This is a genomic window from Bacillus sp. MC1252, from assembly GCF_056838025.1.
This window is the reverse complement of record NZ_CM166369.1, coordinates 3,129,160-3,155,757: the sequence shown is the minus strand read 5'-3', so window position 1 is coordinate 3,155,757 and position 26,598 is coordinate 3,129,160. Positions and strand designations below refer to the sequence as shown.

At 40.6% G+C, this 26,598-nt stretch carries 27 protein-coding genes; 24 read left to right on the top strand and 3 right to left on the bottom strand.

The features are described 5' to 3' along the window. Positions 1-2: 2 nt before the first annotated feature. The 15 genes from flgK to ACYH0L_RS16260 all read left to right on the top strand — a co-directional run bounded on the left by flgK (position 3) and on the right by ACYH0L_RS16260 (position 15,225). The gene (gene flgK, locus ACYH0L_RS16330; protein ID WP_230030676.1) at positions 3-1,523 is read left to right on the top strand and encodes a flagellar hook-associated protein FlgK; all 1,521 of its coding nucleotides are present in this window, start codon (positions 3-5) and stop codon (positions 1,521-1,523) included. A gap of 9 nt (positions 1,524-1,532) precedes the next feature. Then, on the top strand, positions 1,533-2,444 hold the full coding sequence (flgL, locus tag ACYH0L_RS16325) for a flagellar hook-associated protein FlgL (protein ID WP_099726387.1): 912 nt from the start codon (positions 1,533-1,535) through the stop codon (positions 2,442-2,444). 46 nt (positions 2,445-2,490) lie between these two features. Beyond that, entirely contained in the window at positions 2,491-3,069 is a 579-nt protein-coding gene (locus ACYH0L_RS16320; protein ID WP_327924335.1) for a DUF6470 family protein, read from the top strand. Positions 3,070-3,097: 28 nt separating this feature from the next. Continuing rightward, on the top strand, positions 3,098-3,532 hold the full coding sequence (gene fliW / locus ACYH0L_RS16315) for a flagellar assembly protein FliW (RefSeq protein ID WP_041088051.1): 435 nt from the start codon (positions 3,098-3,100) through the stop codon (positions 3,530-3,532). Next, entirely contained in the window at positions 3,526-3,750 is a 225-nt protein-coding gene (gene csrA / locus ACYH0L_RS16310; RefSeq protein WP_099726385.1) for a carbon storage regulator CsrA, read from the top strand. Before fliW ends, csrA begins: the two co-directional genes overlap by 7 nt. A 161-nt stretch (positions 3,751-3,911) precedes the next feature. Further along, positions 3,912-4,253, top strand: a complete 342-nt coding sequence (gene flaG / locus ACYH0L_RS16305; protein ID WP_099726384.1) for a flagellar protein FlaG — start codon at positions 3,912-3,914, stop codon at positions 4,251-4,253. A 20-nt stretch (positions 4,254-4,273) separates the two neighbouring features. Then, entirely contained in the window at positions 4,274-5,788 is a 1,515-nt protein-coding gene (locus ACYH0L_RS16300) for a flagellar hook-associated protein 2 (RefSeq protein ID WP_249705606.1), read from the top strand. 17 nt (positions 5,789-5,805) lie between these two features. Continuing rightward, positions 5,806-6,210, top strand: coding sequence for a flagellar export chaperone FliS (gene fliS, locus ACYH0L_RS16295; protein ID WP_099726382.1), 405 nt, complete (start codon positions 5,806-5,808; stop codon positions 6,208-6,210). Continuing rightward, complete coding sequence (gene fliT / locus ACYH0L_RS16290) at positions 6,207-6,548, top strand: flagella biosynthesis regulatory protein FliT (protein ID WP_099726381.1); 342 nt, start codon at positions 6,207-6,209, stop codon at positions 6,546-6,548. The genes fliS and fliT overlap by 4 nt, the downstream gene beginning before the upstream one ends. A 13-nt stretch (positions 6,549-6,561) precedes the next feature. Beyond that, positions 6,562-6,942: a DUF8042 domain-containing protein gene (locus ACYH0L_RS16285; RefSeq protein WP_099726380.1), complete on the top strand. Its 381-nt coding sequence runs from the start codon at positions 6,562-6,564 to the stop codon at positions 6,940-6,942. Between the two features lie 33 nt (positions 6,943-6,975). Continuing rightward, complete coding sequence (locus ACYH0L_RS16280) at positions 6,976-8,661, top strand: methyl-accepting chemotaxis protein (RefSeq protein WP_327924341.1); 1,686 nt, start codon at positions 6,976-6,978, stop codon at positions 8,659-8,661. Between the two features lie 189 nt (positions 8,662-8,850). Then, the gene (gene hpf / locus ACYH0L_RS16275; RefSeq protein ID WP_099726378.1) at positions 8,851-9,414 is read left to right on the top strand and encodes a ribosome hibernation-promoting factor, HPF/YfiA family; all 564 of its coding nucleotides are present in this window, start codon (positions 8,851-8,853) and stop codon (positions 9,412-9,414) included. A gap of 198 nt (positions 9,415-9,612) precedes the next feature. Continuing rightward, entirely contained in the window at positions 9,613-12,138 is a 2,526-nt protein-coding gene (secA, locus tag ACYH0L_RS16270; RefSeq protein ID WP_099726377.1) for a preprotein translocase subunit SecA, read from the top strand. 67 nt (positions 12,139-12,205) lie between these two features. Continuing rightward, positions 12,206-13,307 (top strand): peptide chain release factor 2 gene (prfB, locus tag ACYH0L_RS16265; RefSeq protein ID WP_327924342.1). Its coding sequence is split into 2 segments (ribosomal slippage): positions 12,206-12,277 and positions 12,279-13,307, totalling 1,101 coding nucleotides; the frame shifts between segments, so codons are not numbered across the junction. 124 nt (positions 13,308-13,431) lie between these two features. Beyond that, positions 13,432-15,225, top strand: coding sequence for a M3 family oligoendopeptidase (locus ACYH0L_RS16260; protein WP_327924343.1), 1,794 nt, complete (start codon positions 13,432-13,434; stop codon positions 15,223-15,225). 209 nt (positions 15,226-15,434) lie between these two features. On the opposite strand, the gene ACYH0L_RS16255 is transcribed toward ACYH0L_RS16260, so the two are convergent. Continuing rightward, positions 15,435-16,169: an alpha/beta fold hydrolase gene (locus ACYH0L_RS16255; RefSeq protein WP_256499050.1), complete on the bottom strand. Its 735-nt coding sequence runs from the start codon at positions 16,167-16,169 to the stop codon at positions 15,435-15,437. Between the two features lie 189 nt (positions 16,170-16,358). Here ACYH0L_RS16255 and ACYH0L_RS16250 point away from each other — a divergent pair, with 189 nt between their 5' ends. The 5 genes from ACYH0L_RS16250 (at position 16,359) to ACYH0L_RS16230 (ending at position 20,920) form a co-directional block, all read left to right on the top strand. Next, the gene (locus ACYH0L_RS16250; protein WP_099726372.1) at positions 16,359-17,210 is read left to right on the top strand and encodes a YitT family protein; all 852 of its coding nucleotides are present in this window, start codon (positions 16,359-16,361) and stop codon (positions 17,208-17,210) included. A gap of 48 nt (positions 17,211-17,258) precedes the next feature. Then, complete coding sequence (cccB, locus tag ACYH0L_RS16245; protein ID WP_249705602.1) at positions 17,259-17,588, top strand: cytochrome c551; 330 nt, start codon at positions 17,259-17,261, stop codon at positions 17,586-17,588. 379 nt (positions 17,589-17,967) lie between these two features. Beyond that, a complete protein-coding gene (gene ftsE / locus ACYH0L_RS16240; protein ID WP_099726370.1) occupies positions 17,968-18,654 on the top strand; it encodes a cell division ATP-binding protein FtsE in 687 nt (228 codons plus the stop codon). Continuing rightward, positions 18,647-19,537, top strand: coding sequence for a permease-like cell division protein FtsX (ftsX, locus tag ACYH0L_RS16235; RefSeq protein WP_099726369.1), 891 nt, complete (start codon positions 18,647-18,649; stop codon positions 19,535-19,537). The genes ftsE and ftsX overlap by 8 nt, the downstream gene beginning before the upstream one ends. 114 nt (positions 19,538-19,651) lie before the next feature. Next, positions 19,652-20,920 (top strand): murein hydrolase activator EnvC family protein, encoded by a 1,269-nt coding sequence (locus ACYH0L_RS16230; RefSeq protein WP_327924347.1) that lies wholly within the window; start codon positions 19,652-19,654, stop codon positions 20,918-20,920. A gap of 48 nt (positions 20,921-20,968) precedes the next feature. Here ACYH0L_RS16230 and ACYH0L_RS16225 read toward each other — a convergent pair whose 3' ends face one another. Then, a complete protein-coding gene (locus ACYH0L_RS16225) occupies positions 20,969-21,709 on the bottom strand; it encodes a sulfite exporter TauE/SafE family protein (RefSeq protein ID WP_327924349.1) in 741 nt (246 codons plus the stop codon). A 153-nt stretch (positions 21,710-21,862) separates the two neighbouring features. Between ACYH0L_RS16225 and ctpB the strand changes: the two genes are divergently transcribed. From ctpB to ACYH0L_RS16210, 3 genes are all read left to right on the top strand, one after another. After that, positions 21,863-23,311: a carboxy-terminal processing protease CtpB gene (gene ctpB / locus ACYH0L_RS16220; protein ID WP_099726366.1), complete on the top strand. Its 1,449-nt coding sequence runs from the start codon at positions 21,863-21,865 to the stop codon at positions 23,309-23,311. Positions 23,312-23,655: 344 nt separating this feature from the next. Then, complete coding sequence (locus ACYH0L_RS16215) at positions 23,656-24,009, top strand: swarming motility protein SwrAA (RefSeq protein ID WP_003212923.1); 354 nt, start codon at positions 23,656-23,658, stop codon at positions 24,007-24,009. A gap of 68 nt (positions 24,010-24,077) precedes the next feature. Continuing rightward, on the top strand, positions 24,078-25,265 hold the full coding sequence (locus tag ACYH0L_RS16210) for a PDZ domain-containing protein (protein WP_249705599.1): 1,188 nt from the start codon (positions 24,078-24,080) through the stop codon (positions 25,263-25,265). A gap of 10 nt (positions 25,266-25,275) precedes the next feature. Here ACYH0L_RS16210 and ACYH0L_RS16205 read toward each other — a convergent pair whose 3' ends face one another. Then, positions 25,276-25,641, bottom strand: coding sequence for a winged helix-turn-helix transcriptional regulator (locus ACYH0L_RS16205; RefSeq protein WP_099726364.1), 366 nt, complete (start codon positions 25,639-25,641; stop codon positions 25,276-25,278). Between the two features lie 227 nt (positions 25,642-25,868). Here ACYH0L_RS16205 and ACYH0L_RS16200 point away from each other — a divergent pair, with 227 nt between their 5' ends. Beyond that, positions 25,869-26,543 (top strand): NAD(P)H-dependent oxidoreductase, encoded by a 675-nt coding sequence (locus tag ACYH0L_RS16200; RefSeq protein ID WP_099726363.1) that lies wholly within the window; start codon positions 25,869-25,871, stop codon positions 26,541-26,543. Positions 26,544-26,598: the final 55 nt, after the last annotated feature.

The window sequence follows — 26,598 nt, the reverse complement described above, 5'->3', positions numbered from 1 at the left end:
CAATGGGTTCTACATTCATGGGACTAGAAACGGCAAAAAGAGGAATCACAGCCCAGCGTGCAGGGCTTTATGTCACATCAAACAACGTGTCCAATGCAAATACAGAAGGCTACTCAAGACAAAGAGTTACCTTTAAAGCAGATAATCCTTACCCTGTAATTTCTGTTTATGATGGCAAGACGTACGGCCAAATGGGGACAGGAGTTCAAGTTGGGACCGTTGAAAGAATTCGAGACAGCTTTTTAGATCTACAATACAGAGATCATAACAACAATATGTCTTACTATTCAGCGAAGTCTGATGCCCTTTCACAAATGGAGGGGGTTATGAATGATTTGACAGATGAAGGCTTAAACAGAGCCTTTGATAATCTTTGGAAATCATTACAGGTTCTATCAGAATCGAAAAATGCTGATACTGCATCTGCACGTACAGTAGTTAAAACAAGTGCACAGGCTTTAGTAGATCAATTCCGTCTGCTCAATTCTTCTTTAACAACGATACAAAAGAATTTGAAAACAGAACTCGATTCAACAGCAAAAAATGTGAACACTCTTTTATCTCAAATAGATGAAGTGAACAAACAGATTGCAACAGTTGAGCCAAATGGATATCTTCCAAATGATCTTTATGATACGCGTGATGCGCTGGTCGATCAGTTATCCTCACTTGTTGATATTAAGGTGAGCTACAATCCATCTGGCGGAAATGCACTCAATATTGCTGAAGGAACCGTCAACATCGACATTATCGGTGCAAATGGACAATCTGCTGGGACGATTTTGAATGGCATTACCAATGAAAAGTCTGAACTGCAAATCTCCTACGATAATACGACGGGACTTGTCGACTCACTTCAATTCGGAACAACAACCATTGCAGCAGATCAATTACAGGTGAATGGTAAAGTAAAAGCACTTGTTGAGGCGTATGGCTACATGTCAAATGGTGCTGAAAAAGGAATGTACCCAGACATGCTTGCAGAGCTAGATGAAGTAGCACAAGTATTCATGGATACATTTAACGACGTGCATAAGCAAGGGTACACGTTAAATGGGGCAAGCGGACAAGACTTTTTTGATATCGAAAATAACAATGATCTGAATAAAGGCTTGGCAGCTCGTATCAAAGTGAGTGATGTGATTTTAGCATCAACAGATAATATTGCCGCATCTGTCAATCAAACGCAGGGTGATGGTTCGAATGCTACGCAATTAGCCAATATTCAAAACTTAAAGCTAGCAATTGGCGGAAATACAACGACAATTCAGGATTACTACCAAAATGTCATTGCTGAAATGGGGATACAAGGGAAAAAGAACATGACGCTGGAAAGCAGTTCAGCGGCTCTTGTCAACTCAGCTAATGAACGTAGAATGTCGACTAGCGCTGTCTCCATCGATGAAGAAATGACGAATATGATCCAATTTCAGCATGCGTATAATGCAGCGGCAAGAATTGTGACATTACAAGATGAAGTATTGGATAAAGTAATCAACGGCATGGGTGTCGTAGGAAGGTAGGGATAACTGATGCGAGTCACGCAAGGTATGATTTCTCAAAACTCACTTCGCAATATTAGTAAAAGTTATGAAAAACTTTCTAAAATTAATGAGCAGGCCCAAACAGGAAAACGTTTCACGAAAACATCTGATGATCCTGTTGCAGCAGTAAAAAGTCTTCAGTATAGTACAGCCCTATTTCGAAATGAACAATATCAAAATAATTTAAATGAGGCACAAAACTGGATTGATACATCTGAAACGAGTGTCACTGAAATCATTGATATTATGTCAAATGTACGAGACAAAGTACTTGATGCGGCTAATGGAACAAAGCAGCCAGAAGATTTAGAAGCTATCGGAGTGGAAATTAGTCAGATGAAGAAACAAATCATTGATGCAATGAACACTCAGATGCTAGGTAAGTTCGTATTTAATGGGACGAATACAAATGTAAAACCAGTCGTCGAGAATGCAGATGGTACGTATACATTTAACTTTGAAAACTATACTGATGCAAACTCAGTTCAATCGAACATTTCTGACGGTATCACATTAAATGTGAACTCAAATCCAATTTCAGCGTTTGGTGGACAATCTGCCAGCGGTCAAAATGTGATTGAAATGCTGACGGATTTAGAAAATTCATTAAAAAATGGGACGTTTGCGAATTCTGATGATGCATTAGGAAACATTGATCAGTTTAAAGAAGTGATGAGTGCCGAGCGCTCAGATCTTGGAGCCCGATCGAATCGGATTGACTTAGTAAGTAGCCGCTTGACTTCACAATTCGAAGTGCTGAAAAATGCTAAATCAGATAATGAAGATGTTGAAAGTGAAAAAGCGATTCTTGATCTTCTTCAACAAGAAACTGTGAATAGAGCTGCTTTAGCGACGACAGCTAAAGTCATTCAGCCATCCCTTGTCGATTTCTTAAGATAATAAAAAGCATCCGTTGGGTGCTTTTTTGCATCATGGAGGTGAACTTATGCAAATCCCTAGATTGTTAATGCAGCAAACCTATGCAAAGCTGCAAATGTCGACGACTCCATCTAGACAAGAAGTAGAGCAGCCAAGAGCTGATCTTGAGATTCAGCAGCCAAGAGCTGTCATGAACATCACAAGGACACCTTCGAAATTAACCATTGATCAATCAGAGGCATTTGCTGATATGGATATCAAGTCGATTTTTAGGCGTTCTGAGGAATGGGCAGCAGAAGGGGAACGTGCTGTTGGCGAAGGAATGGGACGAAGAGCGGAAGAAGGAAGCGAACTGATTAAGATTGAGGATGGAGGTAATGCCATTGCTGAGTTTGCCAAAATCAATGGTAGTCCTCCCGCGAAGCAATTCACCATCGGTGTAATTCCTTCATTCTTCAGTGTCAAAATTCACTATCAGCCATCCGAGCTTCAAATTGATGTTGAGCCTCAAAAAGCGATCATTGAGGCAACACCGCATAAACCGATCGTTAACTACCAGCAAGGTAAAGTAAATATTGATATGTTGCAATACCCAGAATTAAAAATAGAAGTTGACGAAACGGGTCAAAATGGTGATAAGGTATAGGTAAGAAAAACGAAAAAGGTCGTGAATTATGATCATTCAAACAAAATACCATGGTGAAGTGACAATCAAAGAGGAGCAAATCATCAACTTCTCAAATGGGATACCAGGATTTCTGGATCAAAAACAGTTTGTCATTTTGCCTTTATCAGAAGAGTCTCCATTTTTAGTTCTGCAATCATTGAAAAACGCAGCATTAGGCTTTATTGTCAGCAGCCCATTTTTATTCTTCAATCAATACGAATTTGATTTAGACGAAACGGTTGTAGACATTCTAGAAGTAGAAGATGCCAATGATGTGGAAGTAATGGTTATTTTAACAATGGAATCATCTATTGAAAAAACGACAGCTAATTTAAGAGCGCCTATTATTGTGAACCGGAAAAATATGAAAGCAAAACAAGTGATTTTGCATGATTCTGCCTATCATACAAAACATTTGTTAGAGGTGGCATCCTCATGTTAGTCCTGTCTCGGAAATTAAATCAGTCGATTCAAATAGGCGATGATATTGAAGTCAAGATTATTTCAATCGAAGGCGATCAAGTGAAGGTCGGGATTGAGGCTCCTAAGCACATCGATATTCACAGGAAAGAAGTGTACCTGTCTATTCAAGAAGAGAACAATCGTGCTGCGAGCTTGTCCTTAGATCTTCTTTCTCAATTATCCTCACAACAAAAGTGAGGATTTTTTCATCTGATTCAGCTATCCTTCTCCGTGTGAAAGCGTTTCTATGTGGATGTTCACCATCTATATGAAACTTTAACAAATCGGTCCATCTATATTTAATTTGAAAATTCAAAGCCGATATAAAAGATAGATAAAAGCACAGGAGCTGAATAACTATGTCTGTTGGTAAGTTGACTTCGCTAGAACCACTGATTGATGCATTTCAAACCCGTGTTACGAATCATCAGAATGACAATGTAAACACTGAATCACAAGAAAATGGCAATGTCGTTTCAAAAGAGGAAATTGAAAAAACGCTTCAAGGAGCAAACAAGCTCATTGAGCCTACGCAATTTCATCTGCAATTTGAATTACATGAAAAACTCAATGAATATTATGTCAAAGTCGTAGATAACCAAACAGAAGAAGTCATTAGAGAGATTCCTTCCAAGGAGTGGCTTGATTTCTATGCAGCAATGACTGAGATTGTCGGTTTATTTGTAGATAAAAGAATGTAATTGAAGGGAGAACATAAATAATGGTGAATCGAATTACTGGATTTTCAAATGTATTTGATATTGATGAAATCGTCTCAAAGCTAATGAAAACTGAGCAAGCACCACTTGATAAAATGACTCGCCAGAAACAAACACTTGAATGGCAAAGAGACAGCTATCGCGAGGTGAATTCGAAAGTCAAAGAATTAGATGATTTGATTTACAACTTAAACTTAACGCTTCCAAGTACATATGGCGCTAAAAAAGTGACAAGCTCAAATGAATCTGCTGTCACAGCTACAGGATCAACAAATGCTACCTCTGGCTCAATCCATGTAACCCAACTAGCTACAGCTTCCGTATTCAAATCTTCTGGTACATCTGGATTTACTGCTGCAAACGGTACGTTTACGTTTGAGGTGACCACACCAGATTCTACGGAACCAAAAACAGTAACAATTAATACGACTGATACAGATACACTTGATTCAATTGTAACAAAATTGAATAACTCTCAATTAGGTGTGACGGCTTATAAAGGTCAAATCTTTGATGGGACAAACTATGTAGATACAATCGCTCTTACTTCTCGGACAACGGGTGAAGGTGTCAGTATTAAAGCAACTGATGGCAATTCGGCTTCATTTATGACGCAATTAGGATTCCAAGTAGATGGAGATAACAAATTAGTTGCGACCACGCAAGGACAGAAGGCACAATACGAGGTTAACGGCCTGAAAATGGAAAATAACAACAATACATTTACGCAAGCCGGTATTACGTACGAGCTTAAAGGAACAACGGATGAGCCTGTCAGCTTAAACGTTTCAACAGATGTGGATACAATTTTTGATAAGATTAAACAATTTGTTGATAAATACAATGAGCTCGTTGAGCAGATTAATGGTAAAGTCAATGAAAAGAAAAACAGAGACTATCATCCATTAACGGCTGAAGAGAAAAAAGCGATGTCTGACAAAGAAGTGGAGCTATGGGAAACGACCGCGAAGTCTGGCTTGCTGAGAAGTGATTCCATTTTACGAGCTGGTGCCTCTAAAATAAGAAGTGATTTTTATGCTGATATTACCACAAGTGATGCAAATAAAATTCACATCACACAAATTGGTATTACGACATCATCCAAGTATAAAGATGGTGGAAAGCTTGAAATTAATGAAAAGAAACTAAGAGAAGCCATTGAAGCAGATCCACAAAAGATCAGTCAAATGTTCATCTCAGGTAGTTTAAATGTGGATTCAAAAGATCAAGACAAAGCGCAGCAGCAATATCAAGAACAAGGAATCATGTATCGTGTCAAAAATTCCTTATCAGCCTTCAAGAAGAGCATTCAAACAAAGGCTGGAAGCACAACGATGGAATTAAAGGAATACGGACTTGGTAAGGACCTTGATTCTTTGACCAAACGAATGAGTACGTTCCAAGACCGTTTGAAGATGGTTGAAGCCCGTTACTATACAAAGTTTAATGCCATGGATAGTGCGATTCAAAAGCTAAACAACCAATCTGGCTACCTTTCTCAACTGCTTGGACAATAATTGGAGGTTTATAACATATGGCAATACAGAACCCTTATGCCGCCTATCAGAAAAATTCTATTGAGACCGCAACACCTGCCGAGTTGACGCTTATGCTTTATGAAGGATGCTTAAAGTTTATCAGACTAGCAAAGCATGCCATTCAAAAAGAGGATGCAGAAACGAGAAATGTGAACCTGAAAAAGGCTCAAAACATTATCCAAGAATTAAATGTCACCTTAAATCGTACGTATGATGTATCAAAGAGTATGGCAAGTATGTATGACTACATCTATCGGAGACTTATTGAAGCCAATCTTCAAAATGACGAAGAGATGTTGAATGAAGTAGAGCAATACGTAACTGATTTCCGAGATGCTTGGAAGGAAGTTATTCAAACGGATCGAAAAGGGCGTCACCACTCTATTGGGGGATCTCTATGAGTATTGTAGACCAGCTGCATGACCAAACATTAAAAATGGCAGCAGAAATAGAGGCAAATCCGCAAAGTGAAACGTTGGTTGAAGACTTTGACGCCTTTTTAATTGAGAGAGACGAATTAATGAGAGATATACAGCATGAGCTGACCGATCAAGAAAAAGAGAAGATCAAAGAAATCATTCAAACGGATCAGCAGATGGCGAAGCAATTAACGGTGATCCAAAAAGGGATAAAAGCAGATATTCAAGCGATTCAAAGAAAGAAAACGAAACAGTTGAATTATCAAAACCCATACCAGCCTTTGACGAGTGACGGCGTATACTACGATAAACGGAAATAAATAGGTGAGACCTGTGGCGTATCGTTCAGATGACTATATTTTATTAACCACATATTATGAACTTCTATATACGATAGAAGAGAGTCTAAGATATTTAGATGAAATTGAGAAGGATTTTGCTAAAACGGAGGGGGATCGGATCTTTAATGATCTGATCCATGCCTTCTTTCATTTAGAGACAACGCATCCCCTTCTGCTTTCAATTATTGAAAATGAGCACTTTGCCAAAACGATTCGTTCGTTTGATCAAATATTTTTAAGTTTCGATATACTAGCTTTCTATACATTCCCTTCAATACACTTCCAATCATTCCTGACATCATATTTTATACCTGAATATAGAAAGTGGATGGATGAAATACATGCCTGTATGAGGCCGTATGTCATTCATTAATTTTTGTTCAATTCAGACCATTCGGAGGAAATTATGAGACTAAAAAATCAATTCTTATTTGGGCTTATTGTCATATGTGTGCTGTTTGTCAGTATTTTAGGGTTTTCAAGCTTCATCTATTACAAAACAGATCAATCCTATAAGGCGCTTCTAAGCAAAGAAGTGAAGCTTTATCAGACATCACTTGAATTAGAAGCACTTCTGCAAAAGCAGGAAGCGCAGATCAAGACATATGTGGTCGTGCAAGACGCTGAGAATTTACAGAAGATTGAGCAAACATATGAAGATATTAATAAGAAAACAAATGAAGCTTCAAAACTTAGTGCTGTTAAACAAGCAAAAAATCTGTTAGAGCAAATTTCTGAACAAAATTACCTTTACTACACCTCAACCAATCGATTATTTAATTCACTGAATATGCAAAATCAAAAGGAATTCAACACCCGCCTCAATCAAGAATTACAGCCTATCGAACAAGAAATACATACCTTTACAAAAGAATTCGCACAAACACAATTGAAACAACGAGATCAAAAAATCAATCAGCTCAATCAAGACAGTAACCAATTATTGCTCACACTCATTCTTGTCAGTGCAGCGATTGTGCTCGCCTTTTTGGTGATTGGGATCAGATTCGTTCAGCGAATGACAAAACCGATTGTCTCTGTGACAAATGCCGCAAAAAGAATGGCCGATGGTGATCTCACAATTGAAGAGATTGAAGTCACCTCTAAAAATGAGATTGGCCAGCTCGGTACAGCCTTTAACCAAATGACGACTCATTTGCGTGAGCTCATTTTACAGGTGCAAAACGGATCAAAGCAATTAGCTGATTCTGCCGCTCAATTTGAAGAAACCATCAGCCAAACCATATCGGCTAGTGAGCAGACGTCTAGCTCGATTGAACAGGTCAGTGAAGCTTCACGTGAACAATCAGATGCGGTCGGAAAAGTCGCTTCCGCCATTCAAGAAGTCTCGACTGGCATGCAAAATGCGGCTGAACACACATCCGATGTTTCGGGTCACTCAATTTCAGTGACTGAAAAGGCTGAAGAGGGTGCAGCCCTCATTCAACAGTTTGTGAAACAAATGAGCTCTATTAAGGAGTCTGTGAATGACCACCATTCCACAATGGCCAAGGTACAAGCACAGTTTACAGGCATTCAAGATCTGTTAGGGCATATCCACGCCATTGCCGACCAGACAAACTTGCTTGCTTTAAACGCAGCAATTGAAGCGGCAAGAGCAGGAGAACATGGAAGGGGCTTTGCAGTTGTAGCAGATGAAGTGAGGAAGCTGGCAGAGGAATCTAGTCAGCTGACTGATCAAATTAGTCAATTACTCGCGAACGTGAACAAAGATACTGAAAGGTCATCACAATCGATGACGAAGGTTGAACGAGATGTAGCAGAAGGTGTGAAAGTATCGCAATTGTCTGAACAGAGCTTCCATGAAATCCTGGCATCCATTCGTGATATCTCGATGAAAGCAGAGGAGCTTTCAGCCACTGCAGAGCAAATTTCAGCTAGTACAGAGGAAATTTCTCAAACGGTTGGTGTCATTGAAGAAGGAGCCAAACGGAACTCCGAAGAGACGGAATATATGTCGGCAGCTGTTGAAGAATCACTAGCGGCGAACGAAGAAATGAAAGCATCTGCGGAGGATTTGAAGTCCTTGTCTCAATCGCTGAAAACATCTATTTCATCTTTCAACATTTAAAAGCGCGCTGGTCTTTTTCAAGAATCAACCGAATATATATTCATCACCTATCAAGCAATAGTTGAAGCACCGCATAATTCGACAAATTTCAATAAATATTCACATTTTTTTTACGTTTGAGCAGGAGAAAAGGAGGGAAAAGTAGAAATAGATTTACATATCCTTAATTTTAAAGGAGGCGTTCTTTACATGAATTACAATGTCAGAGGAGAAAACATCGAAGTAACACCTGCACTAAGAGATCATGTCGAGAAAAAAATTGGAAAGCTGGAGCGTTATTTTGAGTCAGATGTAGATGCTTCAGTCAACGTAAACTTGAAATTTTACAACGATCAAGAATCTAAAGTTGAGGTTACCATTCCAATGACTGATCTAGCACTTCGAGCTGAGGTGCATAATGAGGATATGTACAATGCAGTAGACCTAGCAGCCAGTAAACTAGAACGTCAAATTCGAAAACACAAAACAAAAGTAAACCGTAAATTCCGCGAGCAAGGTGCGAAAAAGCACTTATTTGCTGGAGGAAACGGCACTGCCGATGTAGCGGTTCAAGATGACGAGGAAGTTGATGAAACAGAAATCGTCAGACAAAAACGTTTCAACTTAAAACCGATGGATAGTGAAGAGGCCATTCTCCAAATGAACATGTTAGGTCATAGTTTCTTCGTCTTCACAAATGCTGAGACAAATTTGACCAATGTGGTCTATCGCCGAAATGACGGTAAATACGGACTCATTGAGCCAAACGCTTAATCATCAGTTTCTGCTGATCTAAAAACAACCTAAAAAAAGTAAACCCGTTCCCTTGATCAGGGGCGGGTTTTTTGTGCGAAATCATTGCAAATTCTTTGGAAATGAAGGAAGGTATGGTATGATAAATGCAGGTAAATATGGACCTGTCAAACTTTTGGACATGCCGAAAAATTGCATGAAATAGAGGAGCGTTATTATATGCTTGGAATCTTAAACAAAGTGTTTGATCCTACGAAACGTACGATCAGCCGATATGAAAAAAAGGCAAATGAAATTGAAGCTCTCGCTCAAGATTTTGAGAAATTATCTGACGAGGCTTTACGAAATAAAACGATCGAATTGAAAGAAAAACTGGAAAAAGGACAATCAGTGGATGACCTGTTGGTTGAAGCATTTGCAACGGTTCGCGAGGCATCACGCCGCGTGACAGGAATGTTCCCATTTAAGGTGCAGCTCATGGGGGGGATCGCGCTCCATGAAGGCAACATCTCTGAGATGAAAACAGGTGAAGGTAAAACGTTGACATCAACGATGCCTGTTTATTTAAATGCTCTTTCTGGTAAAGGCGTCCACATTGTGACAGTCAACGAATATTTGGCAAGCCGTGATGCGGAGGAAATGGGCAAGATTTTTGAATTTCTTGGATTAACGGTTGGCTTAAACTTAAACAGTTTAGACAAAGATGAAAAAAGAGAAGCGTATGCCGCTGATATCACGTATTCAACAAACAATGAACTTGGCTTTGACTATTTACGAGATAACATGGTGCTTTACAAAGAACAAATGGTTCAAAGACCACTTCATTATGCCGTCATCGATGAGGTTGACTCCATCTTAATTGATGAAGCGAGAACACCTCTTATTATTTCGGGACAAGCAGCGAAATCGACGAAACTTTACGTACAAGCAAATGCTTTTGTACGTACATTAAAAATAGAAGACGATTTCACGTATGATATTAAGACAAAAAGTGTACAGCTGACAGAAAGCGGAATGACGAAAGCGGAAAAAGCATTCGGCATCGAGAACCTGTTTGATGTCAAACATGTCGCGCTTAACCATCACATCGCTCAGGGCCTGAAGGCACATGTTGCGATGCAAAAAGACGTTGATTATGTCGTGGAAGATGGCCAAGTCGTCATTGTTGACTCCTTCACAGGACGTTTGATGAAAGGACGCCGCTATAGTGAAGGTCTGCATCAAGCCATCGAGGCAAAAGAAGGTCTTGAAGTGCAGAATGAAAGCATGACACTTGCAACGATTACGTTCCAGAACTACTTCCGTATGTATGAAAAGTTATCTGGTATGACAGGTACAGCGAAAACGGAAGAAGAGGAATTCCGTAACATTTACAACATGCAGGTTGTGACAATCCCGACCAATAAACCAGTGGTTCGTGATGACAGACCTGATTTAATTTACCGCACAATGGAGGGTAAATTTAAAGCAGTGGCTGAGGATGTTGCCCAGCGTTATATGACAGGGCAGCCAGTTCTTGTTGGAACGGTTGCTGTTGAGACATCTGAGCTCATTTCTAAACTGCTCAAAAATAAAGGCATTCCTCATCAAGTGTTAAACGCGAAAAATCATGAACGTGAAGCACAAATTATTGAGGAAGCTGGTCAAAAAGGTGCCGTCACGATTGCGACAAACATGGCGGGTCGTGGTACAGACATCAAGCTTGGCGAAGGTGTGAAAGAACTGGGCGGTCTGGCTGTTGTTGGGACAGAGCGTCATGAATCACGCCGTATTGATAACCAGCTTCGTGGACGTTCTGGTCGTCAAGGAGACCCAGGGATTACACAATTTTATTTATCCATGGAAGATGAATTGATGCGCCGATTCGGTGCAGAGCGGACGATGGCGATGCTTGATCGCTTTGGCATGGATGACTCGACACCAATACAAAGTAAAATGGTATCTAAAGCCGTTGAATCTTCTCAAAAACGTGTTGAGGGGAACAACTTTGATTCCCGTAAGCAGCTTCTACAATATGATGATGTGCTGCGTCAACAGCGTGAAGTGATCTACAAACAGCGCTTTGAAGTGATCGATTCTGATAACTTGAAATCGATTGTCATCAATATGATTCAATCCTCTATTGAGCGGGCTGTTGGATCCTATACACCGAAAGAAGAGCTTCCAGAAGAGTGGAAACTAGATGGTCTTGTTGAATTAATCAACACGAACTATTTAGATGAAGGAGCCATTACGGTCAAAGATATCTTCGGTAAAGAAGCAGATGAAATCACGTCCTTCATCATGAATCGTATTAAAGAGAAATACGATGCAAAAGAAGAAACATTTGGCGATGAACAAATGCGTGAATTTGAAAAAGTCATCGTCCTTCGTGCGGTAGATTCGAAGTGGATGGATCACATTGATGCAATGGATCAGCTGCGTCAAGGCATTCATTTACGTGCGTATGCACAAACGAATCCGCTTCGTGAATACCAAATGGAAGGATTTGCGATGTTTGAGCATATGGTGGCTTCAATTGAAGATGATGTAGCCAAATATGTCCTAAAATCAGAAATCCAAAACAACCTAGAACGTGAAGAAGTTGTTCAAGGGCAAACAACGGCTCATCAGCCTCAAGAGGGTGATGAGGAGAAAACAGTGAAGAAGAAGCCGGTACGTAAAGTTGTGGACATTGGGCGTAATTCACCATGTCACTGCGGAAGCGGCAAGAAATATAAAAATTGTCATGGGAAGACAGAATAAGTAATGGGAAGAGGTGAAAACCTCTTTCTATTCATGTCAGCCCCCATACATCTATGAGGTGAAGGATATGGAATTAGTAGAAATTAGACAAGAGCTTGAAAATATGGCTAGCAGGCTAGCTGATTTTAGGGGGTCTCTTTGACCTAGAAACAAAGGAAGCCAAAATCGCAGAACTTGAAGCGACGATGTCAGAGGCTGATTTTTGGAATGATCAGCAAAAGGCGCAAGGTGTCATTAATGAAGCCAATGCACTGAAGGATTATGTCAATACATATCATGAGCTCAGTGAGTCACATGAAGAGCTGCAAATGACGCATGACTTATTAAAGGAAGATTATGACGAGGAGCTTCATGTAGAGCTTGAAAAAGAGCTGAAGAACTTAACGAAGCAGTTTAATGAATTTGAGCTGCAGCTTCTTTTAAGCGAACCTTATGATAAAAACAATGCCATTCTTGAGCTTCACCCAGGTGCAGGCGGTACTGAATCACAGGACTGGGGTTCTATGCTCCTGAGAATGTACACTCGCTGGGCGGAGCGCAGAGGCTTTAAGGTAGAAACACTTGATTATCTTCCTGGCGATGAAGCTGGAATTAAGTCTGTGACATTGCTGATCAAAGGGCATAACGCCTACGGTTACTTAAAAGCTGAAAAAGGTGTCCATCGTTTGGTGCGTATTTCTCCTTTTGATTCATCTGGCCGTAGACATACATCCTTCGTTTCCTGTGATGTCATGCCAGAATTCAATGAAGAAATAGATATTGATATTCGTACAGAGGACATTAAGGTTGATACGTATCGTGCAAGCGGTGCAGGTGGCCAGCACGTCAATACGACGGACTCTGCGGTTCGTATCACACACATTCCAACAAATGTCGTGGTGACATGCCAAACAGAAAGATCACAAATCAAAAACAGAGAACGTGCAATGAAAATGCTGAAATCGAAACTCTATCAAAAGCGAATCGAAGAACAGCAGGCAGAATTGGATGAAATCAGAGGAGAACAGAAAGAAATTGGCTGGGGAAGCCAAATTCGCTCTTATGTATTCCACCCATATTCTCTTGTGAAAGACCATCGAACCAATACGGAGATGGGAAATGTTCAAGCGGTCATGGATGGAGATTTAGATTCATTTATCGATGCTTATTTACGTTCGAAATTATCATAAAAACTCGGCTTCTTGCTGGGTTTTTTTAATTGTGAGAAAATATAATGAATATAAAGGAATACATACGCCATACTGACTCTATATCCTTTGTATGATGAAATTAGCAAATAAAGGGGGAAATACTTTGGGATTAAAACCATTACAAGAGACGTGGGATTTAGATGCCTTTTTTAAAGGAGGCAGTTCTTCACCAGAATTTATGACATACTTGCAGCACATTCAGCAGCTGCTAGATGAATTACGCCAAAAGGTGGATGCCTTTTCAAAAGAAGATACACACATTGAAAGCAGGTTAACGTCTGTCCTTGACACGTATGAAACCACATATAAAAAACTGTCTCAAGCAGGTTCATTTGTATCTTGTCTACAATCTCAAAATACAAAGGATATGAAGGCAGGCAGTCTTCGAGGGAAGATTGCCAAGCTGGAAGCCGAACTAGGAACCATTCTTGCGCTGCTTGATCAAGCGCTTGCTGCAATTTCTTCGAACAAGTGGGAAGAACTGATGAATGCAGAAGCCTTCTCAGATGTTCGCTACATATTAAATGAACGCAGAGAGCGTGTGAAGGATCAACTTCCTGTTGAACAAGAAACGTTGATTCAAAAATTAGCCGTAGATGGATATCACGCATGGGATGAGCTTTATTCTAGCTTAGTGAATAAGATTTCCATTCCATTTGAGCAAAATGGTGAAACGCAAATGATTTCTGTCGGCCAAGCGGAAAATGCGATGGATGATTCAGATCGTGAAGTCAGAAAGGCCGTTTATCATAACCTAGAGCATGCATGGACGCAGGATGAACATATATTTGCAAGCACGCTCAATCATCTCGCTGGCTTTCGTTTGCAAGTGTATGAAGCAAGAGGCTGGGATCATATTTTAAAAGAGCCGCTTGATATTTGCCGGATGAAACAAGAAACCCTTGATGCGATGTGGTCTGTGATTGATGAACATAAGCAGCCATTCATTGATTACCTACAGCGTAAAGCTGACTTGCTTGGGGTTGACAAGCTGAGCTGGTTCGATGTTGGGGCTCCTATTGGCAGTGAGACCAAAATTTATCCTTATCAAGAAGCAGCTGCTTTTATTGTGAAACATTTCGCTGGATTTGGAGAAGAGCTTGCTGTCTTTACGGAAAAAGCCTTTAATGAACGCTGGATAGAAGCTGAGGATCGTCCAAACAAACGTGTAGGCGGCTTTTGTACAAATTTCCCTGACAGCGGAGAATCGCGCATTTTTATGACCTTCTCAGGAAGTCCATCCAATGTTGCGACACTAGCGCATGAACTTGGTCATTCGTTCCATCAGGAAGTGATGCAGGATGTTCGCATTCTCAATCGTAAATATGCGATGAATGTAGCTGAAACGGCGTCGACATTCGCAGAAATGATTGTGGCTGATGCTTCATTAAAAGAGGCGGCAAATGAAGAGGAACGTCTCAGTTTGTTAGAGGATAAGCTGCAGCGGAGTGTGGCGTTCTTCATGAACATTCAATCTCGTTTCTTATTTGAACAGCGCTTTTATGAAGAGCGTAAACATGGAGAAGTGCCGGCTGACCGGCTAAATGAGCTGATGGTAGAAGCGCAGAAGGAAGCTTTCGGGGACTCTTTAGATGAATACCATCCGCATTTCTGGGCATCTAAACTGCATTTCCATATTACAGGTGTACCATTTTATAATTTCCCTTATACATTTGGTTACATGTTCTCGCTAGGTATTTATGCAAAAGCATTGCAGGCTGGTACATCGTTTGAAGAGAAATACATCGCCTTATTAAAGGATACAGCTTCAATGACAGTAGAAGATTTAGCATATAAGCATTTAGGCGTCGACCTCACCCAAAAAGCATTTTGGGAAGAAGCCATTTCTCTGGCAGTAGCAGATGCCGAAGAGTTTTTAGAAGCGACGAAAAAATAATAAATGAAAAGCTTTCCATTACGGGAGCTTCAGATTGTTGACAAAGGGCTAAAATGAACTTTATTTTAGCCCTTTGTCTTCTTTTCAGTGTGATAGAAAACCTTTGCCGTCTTGGAAGGACGAGTACTGGAGCGAATGTGACATTCGTGAGCACCGGCACGCAGGACTGACACCGATTGCCAGGGTCTGTTTACACGCTGAGCCCTCCATTACGGGAGATTTTTTGCTGGCTTTAACCATTCAATCACCCTCTGAATGATCTCTTTTTGCTGTGCTAGGGCTGGAATATCAGCAGGCTGATCACCTTTTTGTTTGCCGTACATGCCAAATTGCGCATGATTCCCTCCTTGTATCTCATGGTACACCGTTTGAGAGGGGAGCTGTTTTTTCGACTGCTTGATTTTCTCTTGTGTCGCTAGCCCATCCTTTTCGCTTGATATAGATAGTACCTTGAAGGACGCTTGTTTCAGATCATCTGATGCTGGATAGGAAGCAAGGAAAAAGAGTCCGTCCAGCTTGCTTTGGTTTTTTTCTGCATACATAGCGGCAGCTGTCCCGCCAAGTGAATGACCGCCAATATACCAGTGTTTGATGGCTTGATGATCCTTGATGATGTCCTGTGCTTTCTTTGTATTGAAGATCGCAAAGGAAAACGGCATCTTGGGGATAAAGACAGAATAGCCTTTTTTCATTAGCGCATCCCCTATATAGGCGTAAGCAAGTGGTTCCACCTTTGCCCCGGGATAGAGAATGATGCCTGTATCGCTTTTTGAAGCCTCAAATGCATAAACCCCATTTTTATGTTCCACTTGCTCGATGTTCACTTGCTTTTTTAATCCTTCGGATGGTCCATACGTAAAGCGGCTCCATGTATAGAAGGCACCAAAAGCTAAGATCATCAGTACAAGTAATGTAATGCCAGTAATCTGCAGTATTTTCTTCATCGCATGTCCCTTCTTTCTCATGTACATATTAAATATACCATCACTTTCTCTCATGCCAACCGCCGAATACGCTGATCCGGCTGTGTGATAAAGTATTAATCCATTAGCACTGCATTTGGCTGTTATTTACATTCTGTATAGGAGGGCTTAAAATAGGGGTGCATTCAGAAGTAACGGAGGAAGAAAGACATGAAGCAGGGACATCATTCTCAATTTTTGATCGAAGTGAAAAATTATCTGTTCATTTTAATAGGATCAGCCATCGTGGCGATTGGATTTAATACGTTATTATTACCGAATCAGATAGCCGCTGGGGGTGTGAGCGGAATTAGTACCATTATGCAGTCATTCGGTTTTGAAGCGGCATATGTGCAGTGGGGACTTAATATTCCGCTGTTTATCGCTGGTTTTTATTTATTAGGCGGTACATTTGGTGTGAAAACACTCGTTGGCTCTATTTTTTTACCTTTGATGGTGTTCTTAACAAGACAAATTGCTCCTGTAACACATGAAGCACTGTTAGCAGCCATTTTTGGTGGAGTGGTGATTGGAATCGGGATAGGGCTCGTGTTCCTCGGGAATGGATCAACGGGTGGAACGGCACTCGCTGCCAAAATCATTAATAAATACACAGGACTGACGCTTGGCACATGTTTAGCGATGATGGATGGCCTGATTGTCCTCGCTGCCATGACTGTTTTTGGAATCGAAGAAGGACTTTACGCTGTCATTGGTGTATTTATCTCGAGTAAAACAATTGATGTGGTACAGGCCGGCTTCAGTCATTCGAAAATGGCAATGATCATTACAGGGCATGAGGATGAGGTCAGACAAGCGGTTTTTGATCAAATTGACCGTGGTGTGACGAAGATCTCGGCAGTCGGAGGATATACCGATCATGACCGTCCGATTCTCATGTGTGTCGTTGGGCAAACACAATTCACAAAGTTGAAACAAGTCGTGAAAGCAATCGATGCATCAGCATTTGTCATCGTGATGGACGCAAAAGAGGTGCTTGGTGAGGGTTTTAAAAGGGCGTAAACAAGGATATAATAGCGTTGACCAAATGATTGTAAGGGAGGGAAATAGATGAAAAAGAGCGGATTAACACTTCTATTTGTGGCCATGTTTTTTGTACTTGCGGCTTGTGGAGGAAATTCAAGCAGCAGTGATAAAGAAGGAAGTAAGAGTACTTCTACTGTGAGCAGTGGGGAGGAAGTTTATCAGCAAAACTGTATTGGCTGTCATGGGAAAGATTTATCTGGCGGCGGCGGACCAAGCCTGAAAGAAGTAGGGAAGAAATATAACGAAAGCCAAATCGCAGACATTGCACAGAACGGTAAAGGGTCTATGCCAAGCGGGATGGTAGATGAGAAGCAAGCGAAAGAAGTCGCAAAATGGCTTGCAGAGAAAAAATAAAACCTTTGTCTAATCGACAAGGTTTTATTTTTTTATATGTAGAAAAAGACTTTTGAATAGTATGAAAGCGTATTATATTAAGTTTTATTTAAAAAATAAGGGTAAAAAGGCATGTTTTTCGGTTTTGGTTGTTCTATTTACCTTTTATTTATAAGTTTTGAAATATAAATGTAATACCATTGCGTCGATTCATGACGTATAATTGGAGTTGTTGAAATTTAGATGATCATTTTTTTCATCTTTTTGGATGAAAAGGACATAAATTGCTTGTACGTATCGAAGGGTATGTGCGTGACCATACATAACGTTTTTTGACGATAAGTGTCAAAACATCATGATAAGCTGTTAGTCAGCGAATAAGAAAAGATTAGGTGATTACATGATTGAAATGAAGGAAGTCTACAAGATCTATCCTAATGGCGTAAAGGCGATCAATGGAATCAATGTCTCTATCCATCCAGGAGAATTTGTGTATGTTGTTGGTCCCAGTGGTGCTGGTAAATCCACTTTCATCAAAATGATGTATCGTGAAGAGAAGCCAACCAAAGGGAAAATCTTAATTAATAACAAAGATTTAGGCTCGATTAAGGAAAAAGAAATTCCTTATGTGAGAAGAGAAATCGGCGTGGTATTCCAAGATTTCAAACTGCTGCCGTCCCTCACAGTGTTTGAGAACGTGGCATTTGCTCTTGAAGTTATTGGTGAACAGCCAAGTATCATTAAGAAAAAAGTGCTTGATGTACTCGATTTGGTGCAGCTAAAGCACAAAGCGCGCCAATTTCCTGACCAGCTTTCTGGCGGTGAACAGCAGCGTGTATCTATCGCTAGATCGATCGTCAATAGTCCTGAGGTTGTCATTGCAGACGAGCCTACAGGAAACCTTGATCCAGATACATCATTGGAAATCATGAAGACACTGGAAGAGATTAATAACCGCGGTACAACAGTCGTCATGGCGACACACAACAAAGAGATTGTAAACAGCATCAAGAAACGCGTCATCGCAATCGAAGATGGTATGATTGTGCGTGACGAAGCAAGAGGGGAGTACGGAATTTATGATTAAAACTCTCTCGCGTCATTTACGTGAGAGCTTCCGTTCACTTGGAAGAAACACGTGGATGACATTTGCATCAATTAGTGCGGTTACTGTCACACTGATTTTAGTTGGGGTATTTCTTGTCATTATGCTCAACTTGAATAACATGGCATCGAACGCTGAAAAAGAAGTAGAAGTAAAAGTATTAATCGATTTAACGGCAAATCAAAAGCAGCAGGATGAATTAAAAGCAGAAATTGAAAAGATTCCTGAAATCAGTGATGTGAAATACTCATCTAAGGATGACGAACTAAAAGCACTGATTAAAAGCTTCGGTGAAAATGGACAATCTATGGGGCTTGTTGATCAAGAAAATCCATTAAACGATGCATTTATTGTGAAAACAACCGATCCTCACGATACACCAAAAGTAGCGAAAAAATTAGAAAACCTAAAGGGTACGTATAAAGTAACCTATGGAAAAGAAGAGGTCAGCCGACTCTTTAATGTGGTCGGAGTGGCTCGTAATGTCGGCATTGCGCTCATTATTGGGCTCTTATTTACAGCGATGTTCTTGATCTCCAATACGATCAAAATTACGATTTTTGCTAGACGGAAAGAAATTGAGATTATGAAGCTAGTAGGTGCAACGAACTGGTTTATCCGCTGGCCATTCTTCATTGAAGGATTACTGCTTGGTGTATTTGGTTCCATTATACCAATCGCTCTATTGCTTAGCACGTATCAATATGTTGTGGGCTGGGTGGCGCCGAGAGTACAAGGCTCATTTATTTCAATGCTTCCATATAACCCGTTTGTCTTTCAAGTATCACTGATTCTTCTATTGATCGGTGCATTCATTGGTGTGTGGGGAAGCTTAACGTCCATCCGTAAATTCTTAAAAGTATAAATATATCTTATTTGATGGCAGCACTCGAGGTTTCTATAGAAGGTGCGACCGGTTGATCCGATTCATCCGGTCGACTCTTCATGTCGACAGTTGTCATGGGAGGGGAATATCGTTTTGAAAAGAAAGCTGATGATGGCTGGAATGGCAGCGTTTATTGGAACAACGTGGCTATACATTCCAGGAAACGAAAATCGTGCATTCGCATACGAAGACCTAGATCAAAAACGTCAACAAATCGAAGAGAAAACATCAAAGACTGAATCAACTTTGAAGAAAAAGAAATCAGAGCTGGCAAAGCTTGAAAAGAAAGAAACAAAGCTAAAACAAGAGATTGAAAAGATTGACCAAAAGGTAAGTGCTGCAACTGAAAAGGTCGCTGAAAAGGAAAAAGAAGTCAAACAAACGAAACAAGAGATCAAGAAACTGAAAAAAGACATTCAAGTCATCAACGAGCGAATTGAAAAAAGAAAAGCGATTTTCAAAGACCGAATTCGTTCTATGCAAAAAAGCGGCGGTACGATCAACTATTTAGATGTGCTGCTAGGTGCTCGCAGCTTTAGTGATTTTGTCAGTCGTGTTGGAGCTGTCACAACGATTGTCGAAGCAGATAAAGACATGATTACAGAACATGAAAATGATTTAAAGCTGGTGGAGCAAAAAGAAGCAGAGCTAAATAATCAGCTAAGTGGACTTGAAACATCACTGAAAGAGCTTGAAGCCCTGAAAAAGGACCTATCCAAACAGCAAAAAGAAAAAGGAAAAGTCCTTGGTCATGTATCGGAAGAAAAAGAACATGCACATGATGAACTGGGCAAGCTTGAAAATGAAAAAGAAATTCTAGCGAATCAAAAAGCGGCTGTGAAGTCTGAGGAAGCACGCCGTCAAAAGGAAAAAGCTAAAAAAGCACAGCAAGCAGCTGCTAAAAAAAATGCACCTGCATCTCATGGCGGCGGGTCTTCTGATCAAGTGTCAGATACACCAGCAAGCAGCTCAGGCTTCATTAAGCCGGCTGCAGGCCGATTCTCATCAGGCTTTGGTGGACGTTCTGGCGGACATCATTACGGATTAGATATTGCGGCAAAAGGCACCGTTTCTGTCGTTGCAGCAGCATCTGGAACAGTCACGAACTCAAGCTACTCGTCAAGCTACGGGAATGTTGTATTTATTACACACAACATCAATGGACAGACGTATCAAACGGTATACGCCCATCTGTCAACAAGAAGTGTTTCAACAGGGCAGAGAGTCGAGCAAGGACAATTCCTTGGGTATATGGGAAACACTGGTCAATCGCATGGCCAGCATCTTCATTTTGAACTTCATAAAGGATTATGGAATGGCGCAAAATCAAATGCAGTCAATCCAGCGCAATATATCCGCTAACAAAAAGCCGATAACGTGATGTTATCGGCTTTTTTAATCTAGATAAAATTAAAATAACAGCAGTAACCCGGCAATAATAGGGGTTAACAGTACAGCGGATTTCAATAAGACCTTCGGTGCAAGTCGTGTGAATTTCGCGCCAATAAATGCCCCTAATACTGTTCCAATTAAGATTTGAATCAGCAAAATAAAATCAACATAGCCCTCTGAAATATAACCAATTCCACCGCCAATGGAGATCGGAATAATGACAAGCATGGTCGTGCCAACAGCCTGTCTAATAGACAGCTTCATCAAAATCAAAAGTCCCACTTGAATAAATGGGGCAGACCCAATACCAAACATGCCTGACAGCATACCTGATACAAGTCCTAAAATGATGCCCCTTGTCAGCAGCTGACGTGAAGAAAGCGGCTGCTGCTCTGCTTCTTCATTGAGAACAAATAATTTGATCATCATAAAAACAGCAGATAAAAAGAGCATACCAGCTGTTAAATAGTGCAAGCTTTCCTCTGGAATAAAAGGAGCAACCTTTGCTCCCGCAAAAGATGCAATACAAGCTAAAGCACCGACAATCAAACCAGATTTGAGCTGAATATTTCCTTCCCGGTAGTGACTGTAAGCACCTGATAATGTCGTAAATGCCATAGCGGCTAAAGACGTACCTAGTGCTGTATGGATTGGTACATCAAATATTAACGTAAGCAATGCGATGACAAAACCAGCCCCGCCAGCTCCTACAAATCCTAATAAAATTCCTAAAAAAAGCATAGTTAATATAATATACATTGCAAAGACTCCTTCTCGATCATAACAAAATAAAAATTACACCTAATGAAATGATTAGTCAAGCTTTCGCGGGAGAATGTCCTTACATGAAATCCCTTCTTCTGGCATATAATAACTCAGGTCATCAGGAAGAGTTGAAGAAGGAGGCCAAATATGAAAAAACAAATCGCATCTATTATGGTAAGTGTCGTTCTATTAATGAGTGCAGGGGTTATCACGCATAAAGAGGGGACTCATGCGGAGTCACCGAAAGCAGCTTCTGCAATGGCTGGACAAGCTCAATCAAGTGATCGGGCGAAAGAAAATGGAATGGAGAAAATCGAGAAAGCCTATGACCTCATTTCAAATGAATATGTAGAGGAAGTGGATCGCCAAAAGCTGCTTGAAGGCGCCATTCAAGGGATGCTTTCAACTTTAAATGATCCGTATTCAGTATACATGGACAAGCAAACTGCAAAACAATTTTCTGATTCGCTTGATTCCTCCTTTGAGGGAATTGGGGCAGAAGTAGGGATGGATGAAGGAAAGATCATTATCGTCTCTGCCTTTAAAAAATCCCCTGCAGCCAAAGCAGGTCTTAAGCCGAAAGATGAAATCATCAGTATTGATGGTGAGCCGATGAAAGAAAAAAGCTTAAACGATGCTGTGCTGAAAATACGAGGAAAAAAAGGAACGTCTGTCGCCTTGAAAATCAGACGAAACGGGATTGAAAAAGATTTAACATTCCATATCAAACGAGAAGAAATCCCGCTTGAAACAGTGACTTCCTCTATGAAAGAGGTAAATGGTCATAAAACGGGCTATATTGCGATTTCTAGCTTTTCTGAAGACACTGCGAAGGATTTCACGTCAAGCCTGGATAAGCTCGAGAAAAAGGGCATGGAGGGTCTTGTATTGGATGTGAGAGGAAACCCTGGCGGCTATCTACAAAGTGTAGAAGATATTTTGAAGCATTTTATTACGAAGGATCAGCCATATATTCAAATCGCAGAACGGAACGGCGACCGAAAACGATATTTTTCAAAACGGAAAGAACAGAAACCTTACCCGGTCAACGTCTTAATTGATAAAGGCAGTGCATCTGCTTCTGAGATACTTGCTGGTGCAATGAAAGAAGCCGGAAAGTATGAAGTGGTTGGTGATGTCTCCTTTGGGAAAGGAACTGTGCAGCAGGCGGTTCCAATGGGAGATGGAAGTAATATTAAATTAACGCTGTATAAATGGCTGACACCAAAAGGGAATTGGATTCACAAAAAAGGTGTCGTGCCCACTATTGCGATTCATCAGCCAGATTACTTTACTGCCGGCCCGCTACAGCTAAAAGAACCGCTTCAGCTTGATATGAACAACGAAGAAGTTAGACAAGCACAGACGCTGTTAAAAGGGTTGTCATTTGATCCTGGCAGAGTAGATGGATACTTTGATGAAGAAACGAAAAAAGCCGTACTTGCCTTCCAAAGCACATATAATTTGGAAAAGTCAGGTGTTATTGATTTGAAGACAGCGAAAATGATGAACAAAATGGTGGATGAAGTAAAATCCTACGAAAAAAATGATCTCCAGCTGCAGACTGCACTAAAAGCACTATATCTTAAAAAATAAAGAGGCGAATAAAAGCCTCTTTTTTTTGGTTCATAAGTGTCACGAACATGTAATAATTTATTCTTAAAAATATATTATATCGAGAAATATGTTCATTTATTTTACAAAAAACATAACATTCCTTCGATTTTACCCGATAACATATTTATATAAGAGACTTTCTGTTGATTTAAACATGTCATGAAAATGAAACTTTTGAAAGTTGTATGTTACATAAATAATTCTTACAATAAAAAGTAGCACTCATTTTAAATATTTTATTTTTTGCGGATATTCAGCTTGAGCTTTAAGCTGTACCGAGGTTTGCGCTTTTCTTAAAAGAACTAGTAAATGGGGGTACACAATTGAAAAGGGCAAGTATTGTGAGAGAGAAAAAATATTACGAGTTGGTAGAGGAACTTAAGAGTCGTTCGAAAGATGTGACGTTTTCCGCTACAAAGGCATTAAGTCTGCTCATGCTGTTAAGCAGATACTTGGTCAATTACACAACGGTAGAATCAGTCGACGAAATCGATGAAGACTGTGCTGAGATATACTTCAATTATTTAATGGATAATCATAAGAGACTTGGTATAAACTTAACCGACATCAAGAGGTCGATGCAGCTTCTCGGCGGCATACTAGATGTAGATGTGAATCACTATTTAAAAGATTTTTCACTGTCGAATGTCACACTTTGGATGAATCAGGAGAAATAAACCTGATGTCAAGCATCGATTTATTTGATAGAATAAGAGAAAATGCTTGACTTGGGCGGTGAACGATAATGAGCTCGGAGTGGATGGGAGCCGGATTAAAAGCGGTCGGTCTGTTTTTAATTCATCCTCTTTTTTATTTCATGATATTAATCAGTCTATTGTATGGCTACATCCGCGTAAAGCGGGAGAGAAAAGCGTTTCAAACAAGAATAGAAGATGTTTACGATGAGCTTAAATTTACATATTCAAAGGGATGGGTTTTAGGAGTTTGTCTATCCGTCATTTCAGTAGGCTTAGGGATTGCCCTCCCGCCTGGATTCATCGTGCTGATTGCAGCAATGACCATCGTATTCTCTTTATTCTTTAAGGCGAGTGCGCTTTCGTCTGCATACACACTCGGTTTCAGTTTTATTGCGGCACTTGGACTGATGTATTTCCAAGTGAGCCATTCTTGGCTTCCGCAGCTCTCAATGATGAATGCATCAGCCGTTGTCATTCTGCTAGGGCTCCTATTAATGACCGAGGGGATTCTAGCATACCGAACGGCGCATTTACGTACATCGCCTGCAATGGTGATGAGTGCGAGAGGACTTTTGATTGGTCAGCAGCGGGCAAACCGTCTGTGGCTTTTACCGCTTGTTTTGCTGATGCCGGCAGGTGAATTGACTTCTTCCCTGCCATGGTGGCCGGTGCTTCAAGTGCATGATCAAAGCTTTTCATTTATTTTGATTCCATATATCATCGGCTTCGGCCAGCGGATTCAAGGATCGCTGCCAATTGTCAGTATTCAAATTACGGCTCGTCGCATTCTTATGCTCGGACTCGCTGTTGCCTTACTAGGTGCTGCAAGTATTTGGTTTGAGCCTATAGCTTGGGGAGCTGTTATGATAGCGATTGTCGGAAGAGCCTTTCTTTCATGGAAGCAGAGGGTCAATGACAATGCTGCGCCGTTCTACTTCTCTAAGCGGAATCAAGGGCTGATGGTGCTTGGAATCATTCCGAATACACCTGCGGCTGATTTAAAGCTTGAGATCGGAGAAGTCATTACAAAGGTAAATGGAATTGAAGTCAAAACGGTTTCAGAATTTTATGAAGCTCTACAAACCAACCGTGCTCTGGCAAAGCTTGAGATCATTGGCTTAAACGGTCAGACAAGGTTTGAGAAACGCGCTTCTTACGAAGGAGAGCATCATCAGCTTGGCATCCTGTTTGTGAAGGATGATCCACAGCAAGAACCAACAGCGATTTCATCTTAAAAAAAAGCTGCTAGAGATGGCAGCTTTTTTCTTTTGGGCGTGTTTCTTTTCCGTATGATTCGCCCCATTCACGCATGGCGAAGATGATGGGCTTTAATGTATCTCCAAGAGAAGTCAGTGAGTATTCGACACGAGGGGGAACCTCCTCATAGACTTCTCTGTGAACAACACCGTCCTGTTCAAGCTCACGTAATTGTAGCGTGAGAACACGCTGCGAAATTCTTGGCAGAAGCCGGCGTAATTCGTTGTATCGTTTTGGACCGCAAGTCAAATGATAAAGGATGACTCCTTTCCATTTCCCTCCAATGACACTCGTTGTGACCGAAACAGGACAGCCATGATTCACAATGCTGACTGGATTGGATGGTGCACTCATCTTTACACTCCTTTCTAAGACGAAAATGGTGATAAACGAACATGATTGTACCTAACGAACAAAAATGTGCGTACTTGAATCGATGGAAGCTTTTCTTTTACCATAGAGATATCACATCACACATTCGGGCTGTTTGTTTTCTTATCATAACAATTTCTATATGAGAATGGAAAGAAATTGGATTGATGAAACACACACCCTATCTGTCAATAGAAAGGATGAATAAAATGCGAGACAAAGAGCAATTAAAAAAAGAAATCATTGACGCGTATGAGTTCCGGCACGCGACAAAAGAGTTTGACCCAGCGAAAAAGATTTCAGAGGATGATTTTGCGTTTATTTTAGAAACAGGAAGACTTTCCCCAAGTTCTGTAGGATTTGAGCCTTGGAAGTTCCTCGTCGTTCAAAATGAAGCTTTTAGAGAAAAATTAAAAGAGTATACATGGGGGGCGCAAAAACAGCTTCCAACTGCCAGCCATTTTGTGATCATCTTGGCAAGAACCGATGCCCGCTATGATTCAGCATATGCAGAATACATCAACAAGCAAATCAAAGGAATGACAGACGAGACGTTTGATATGGTAAAGGGACGCTACAAAGAATTCCAAGAGAACGATCTCCATTTGTTAGAAAATGACCGTACGCTTTTTGATTGGGCTTCAAAACAAACGTATATTGCCCTTGGAAACATGATGACAGCTGCTGCACAAATCGGCATTGATTCATGCCCAGTTGAAGGATTTAGCTACGATGAGATTCATCGTATTCTAGATGAAGAAGGATTGCTTGAGGATGGTCAGTACGACGTTTCTGTGATGGCAGCCTTTGGTTATCGTGTCACTGAGCCAAAACGCGGCAAAACACGACGTCCGATGGATGAAGTAGCTGTTTGGATTCGTTAATAGAGGCTGTCTGAAAAAGGATGTTGACAATTGCGTGGTTAGTCAGTATATTTAA

Bases quoted from the DNA above. Each gene is read 5' to 3' on its own strand.
- flgK (WP_230030676.1), top strand. From the start codon at position 3: ATGGGTTCTACATTCATGGGACTAGAAACGGCAAAAAGAGGAATCACA.
- flgL (WP_099726387.1), top strand. From the start codon at position 1,533: ATGCGAGTCACGCAAGGTATGATTTCTCAAAACTCACTTCGCAATATT.
- ACYH0L_RS16320 (WP_327924335.1), top strand. From the start codon at position 2,491: ATGCAAATCCCTAGATTGTTAATGCAGCAAACCTATGCAAAGCTGCAA.
- fliW (WP_041088051.1), top strand. From the start codon at position 3,098: ATGATCATTCAAACAAAATACCATGGTGAAGTGACAATCAAAGAGGAG.
- csrA (WP_099726385.1), top strand. From the start codon at position 3,526: ATGTTAGTCCTGTCTCGGAAATTAAATCAGTCGATTCAAATAGGCGAT.
- flaG (WP_099726384.1), top strand. From the start codon at position 3,912: ATGTCTGTTGGTAAGTTGACTTCGCTAGAACCACTGATTGATGCATTT.
- ACYH0L_RS16300 (WP_249705606.1), top strand. From the start codon at position 4,274: ATGGTGAATCGAATTACTGGATTTTCAAATGTATTTGATATTGATGAA.
- fliS (WP_099726382.1), top strand. From the start codon at position 5,806: ATGGCAATACAGAACCCTTATGCCGCCTATCAGAAAAATTCTATTGAG.
- fliT (WP_099726381.1), top strand. From the start codon at position 6,207: ATGAGTATTGTAGACCAGCTGCATGACCAAACATTAAAAATGGCAGCA.
- ACYH0L_RS16280 (WP_327924341.1), top strand. From the start codon at position 6,976: ATGAGACTAAAAAATCAATTCTTATTTGGGCTTATTGTCATATGTGTG.
- hpf (WP_099726378.1), top strand. From the start codon at position 8,851: ATGAATTACAATGTCAGAGGAGAAAACATCGAAGTAACACCTGCACTA.
- secA (WP_099726377.1), top strand. From the start codon at position 9,613: ATGCTTGGAATCTTAAACAAAGTGTTTGATCCTACGAAACGTACGATC.
- ACYH0L_RS16255 (WP_256499050.1), bottom strand. From the start codon at position 16,169: ATGAAGAAAATACTGCAGATTACTGGCATTACATTACTTGTACTGATG.
- ACYH0L_RS16250 (WP_099726372.1), top strand. From the start codon at position 16,359: ATGAAGCAGGGACATCATTCTCAATTTTTGATCGAAGTGAAAAATTAT.
- cccB (WP_249705602.1), top strand. From the start codon at position 17,259: ATGAAAAAGAGCGGATTAACACTTCTATTTGTGGCCATGTTTTTTGTA.
- ftsE (WP_099726370.1), top strand. From the start codon at position 17,968: ATGATTGAAATGAAGGAAGTCTACAAGATCTATCCTAATGGCGTAAAG.
- ftsX (WP_099726369.1), top strand. From the start codon at position 18,647: ATGATTAAAACTCTCTCGCGTCATTTACGTGAGAGCTTCCGTTCACTT.
- ACYH0L_RS16225 (WP_327924349.1), bottom strand. From the start codon at position 21,709: ATGTATATTATATTAACTATGCTTTTTTTAGGAATTTTATTAGGATTT.
- ctpB (WP_099726366.1), top strand. From the start codon at position 21,863: ATGAAAAAACAAATCGCATCTATTATGGTAAGTGTCGTTCTATTAATG.
- ACYH0L_RS16210 (WP_249705599.1), top strand. From the start codon at position 24,078: ATGAGCTCGGAGTGGATGGGAGCCGGATTAAAAGCGGTCGGTCTGTTT.
- ACYH0L_RS16205 (WP_099726364.1), bottom strand. From the start codon at position 25,641: ATGAGTGCACCATCCAATCCAGTCAGCATTGTGAATCATGGCTGTCCT.
- ACYH0L_RS16200 (WP_099726363.1), top strand. From the start codon at position 25,869: ATGCGAGACAAAGAGCAATTAAAAAAAGAAATCATTGACGCGTATGAG.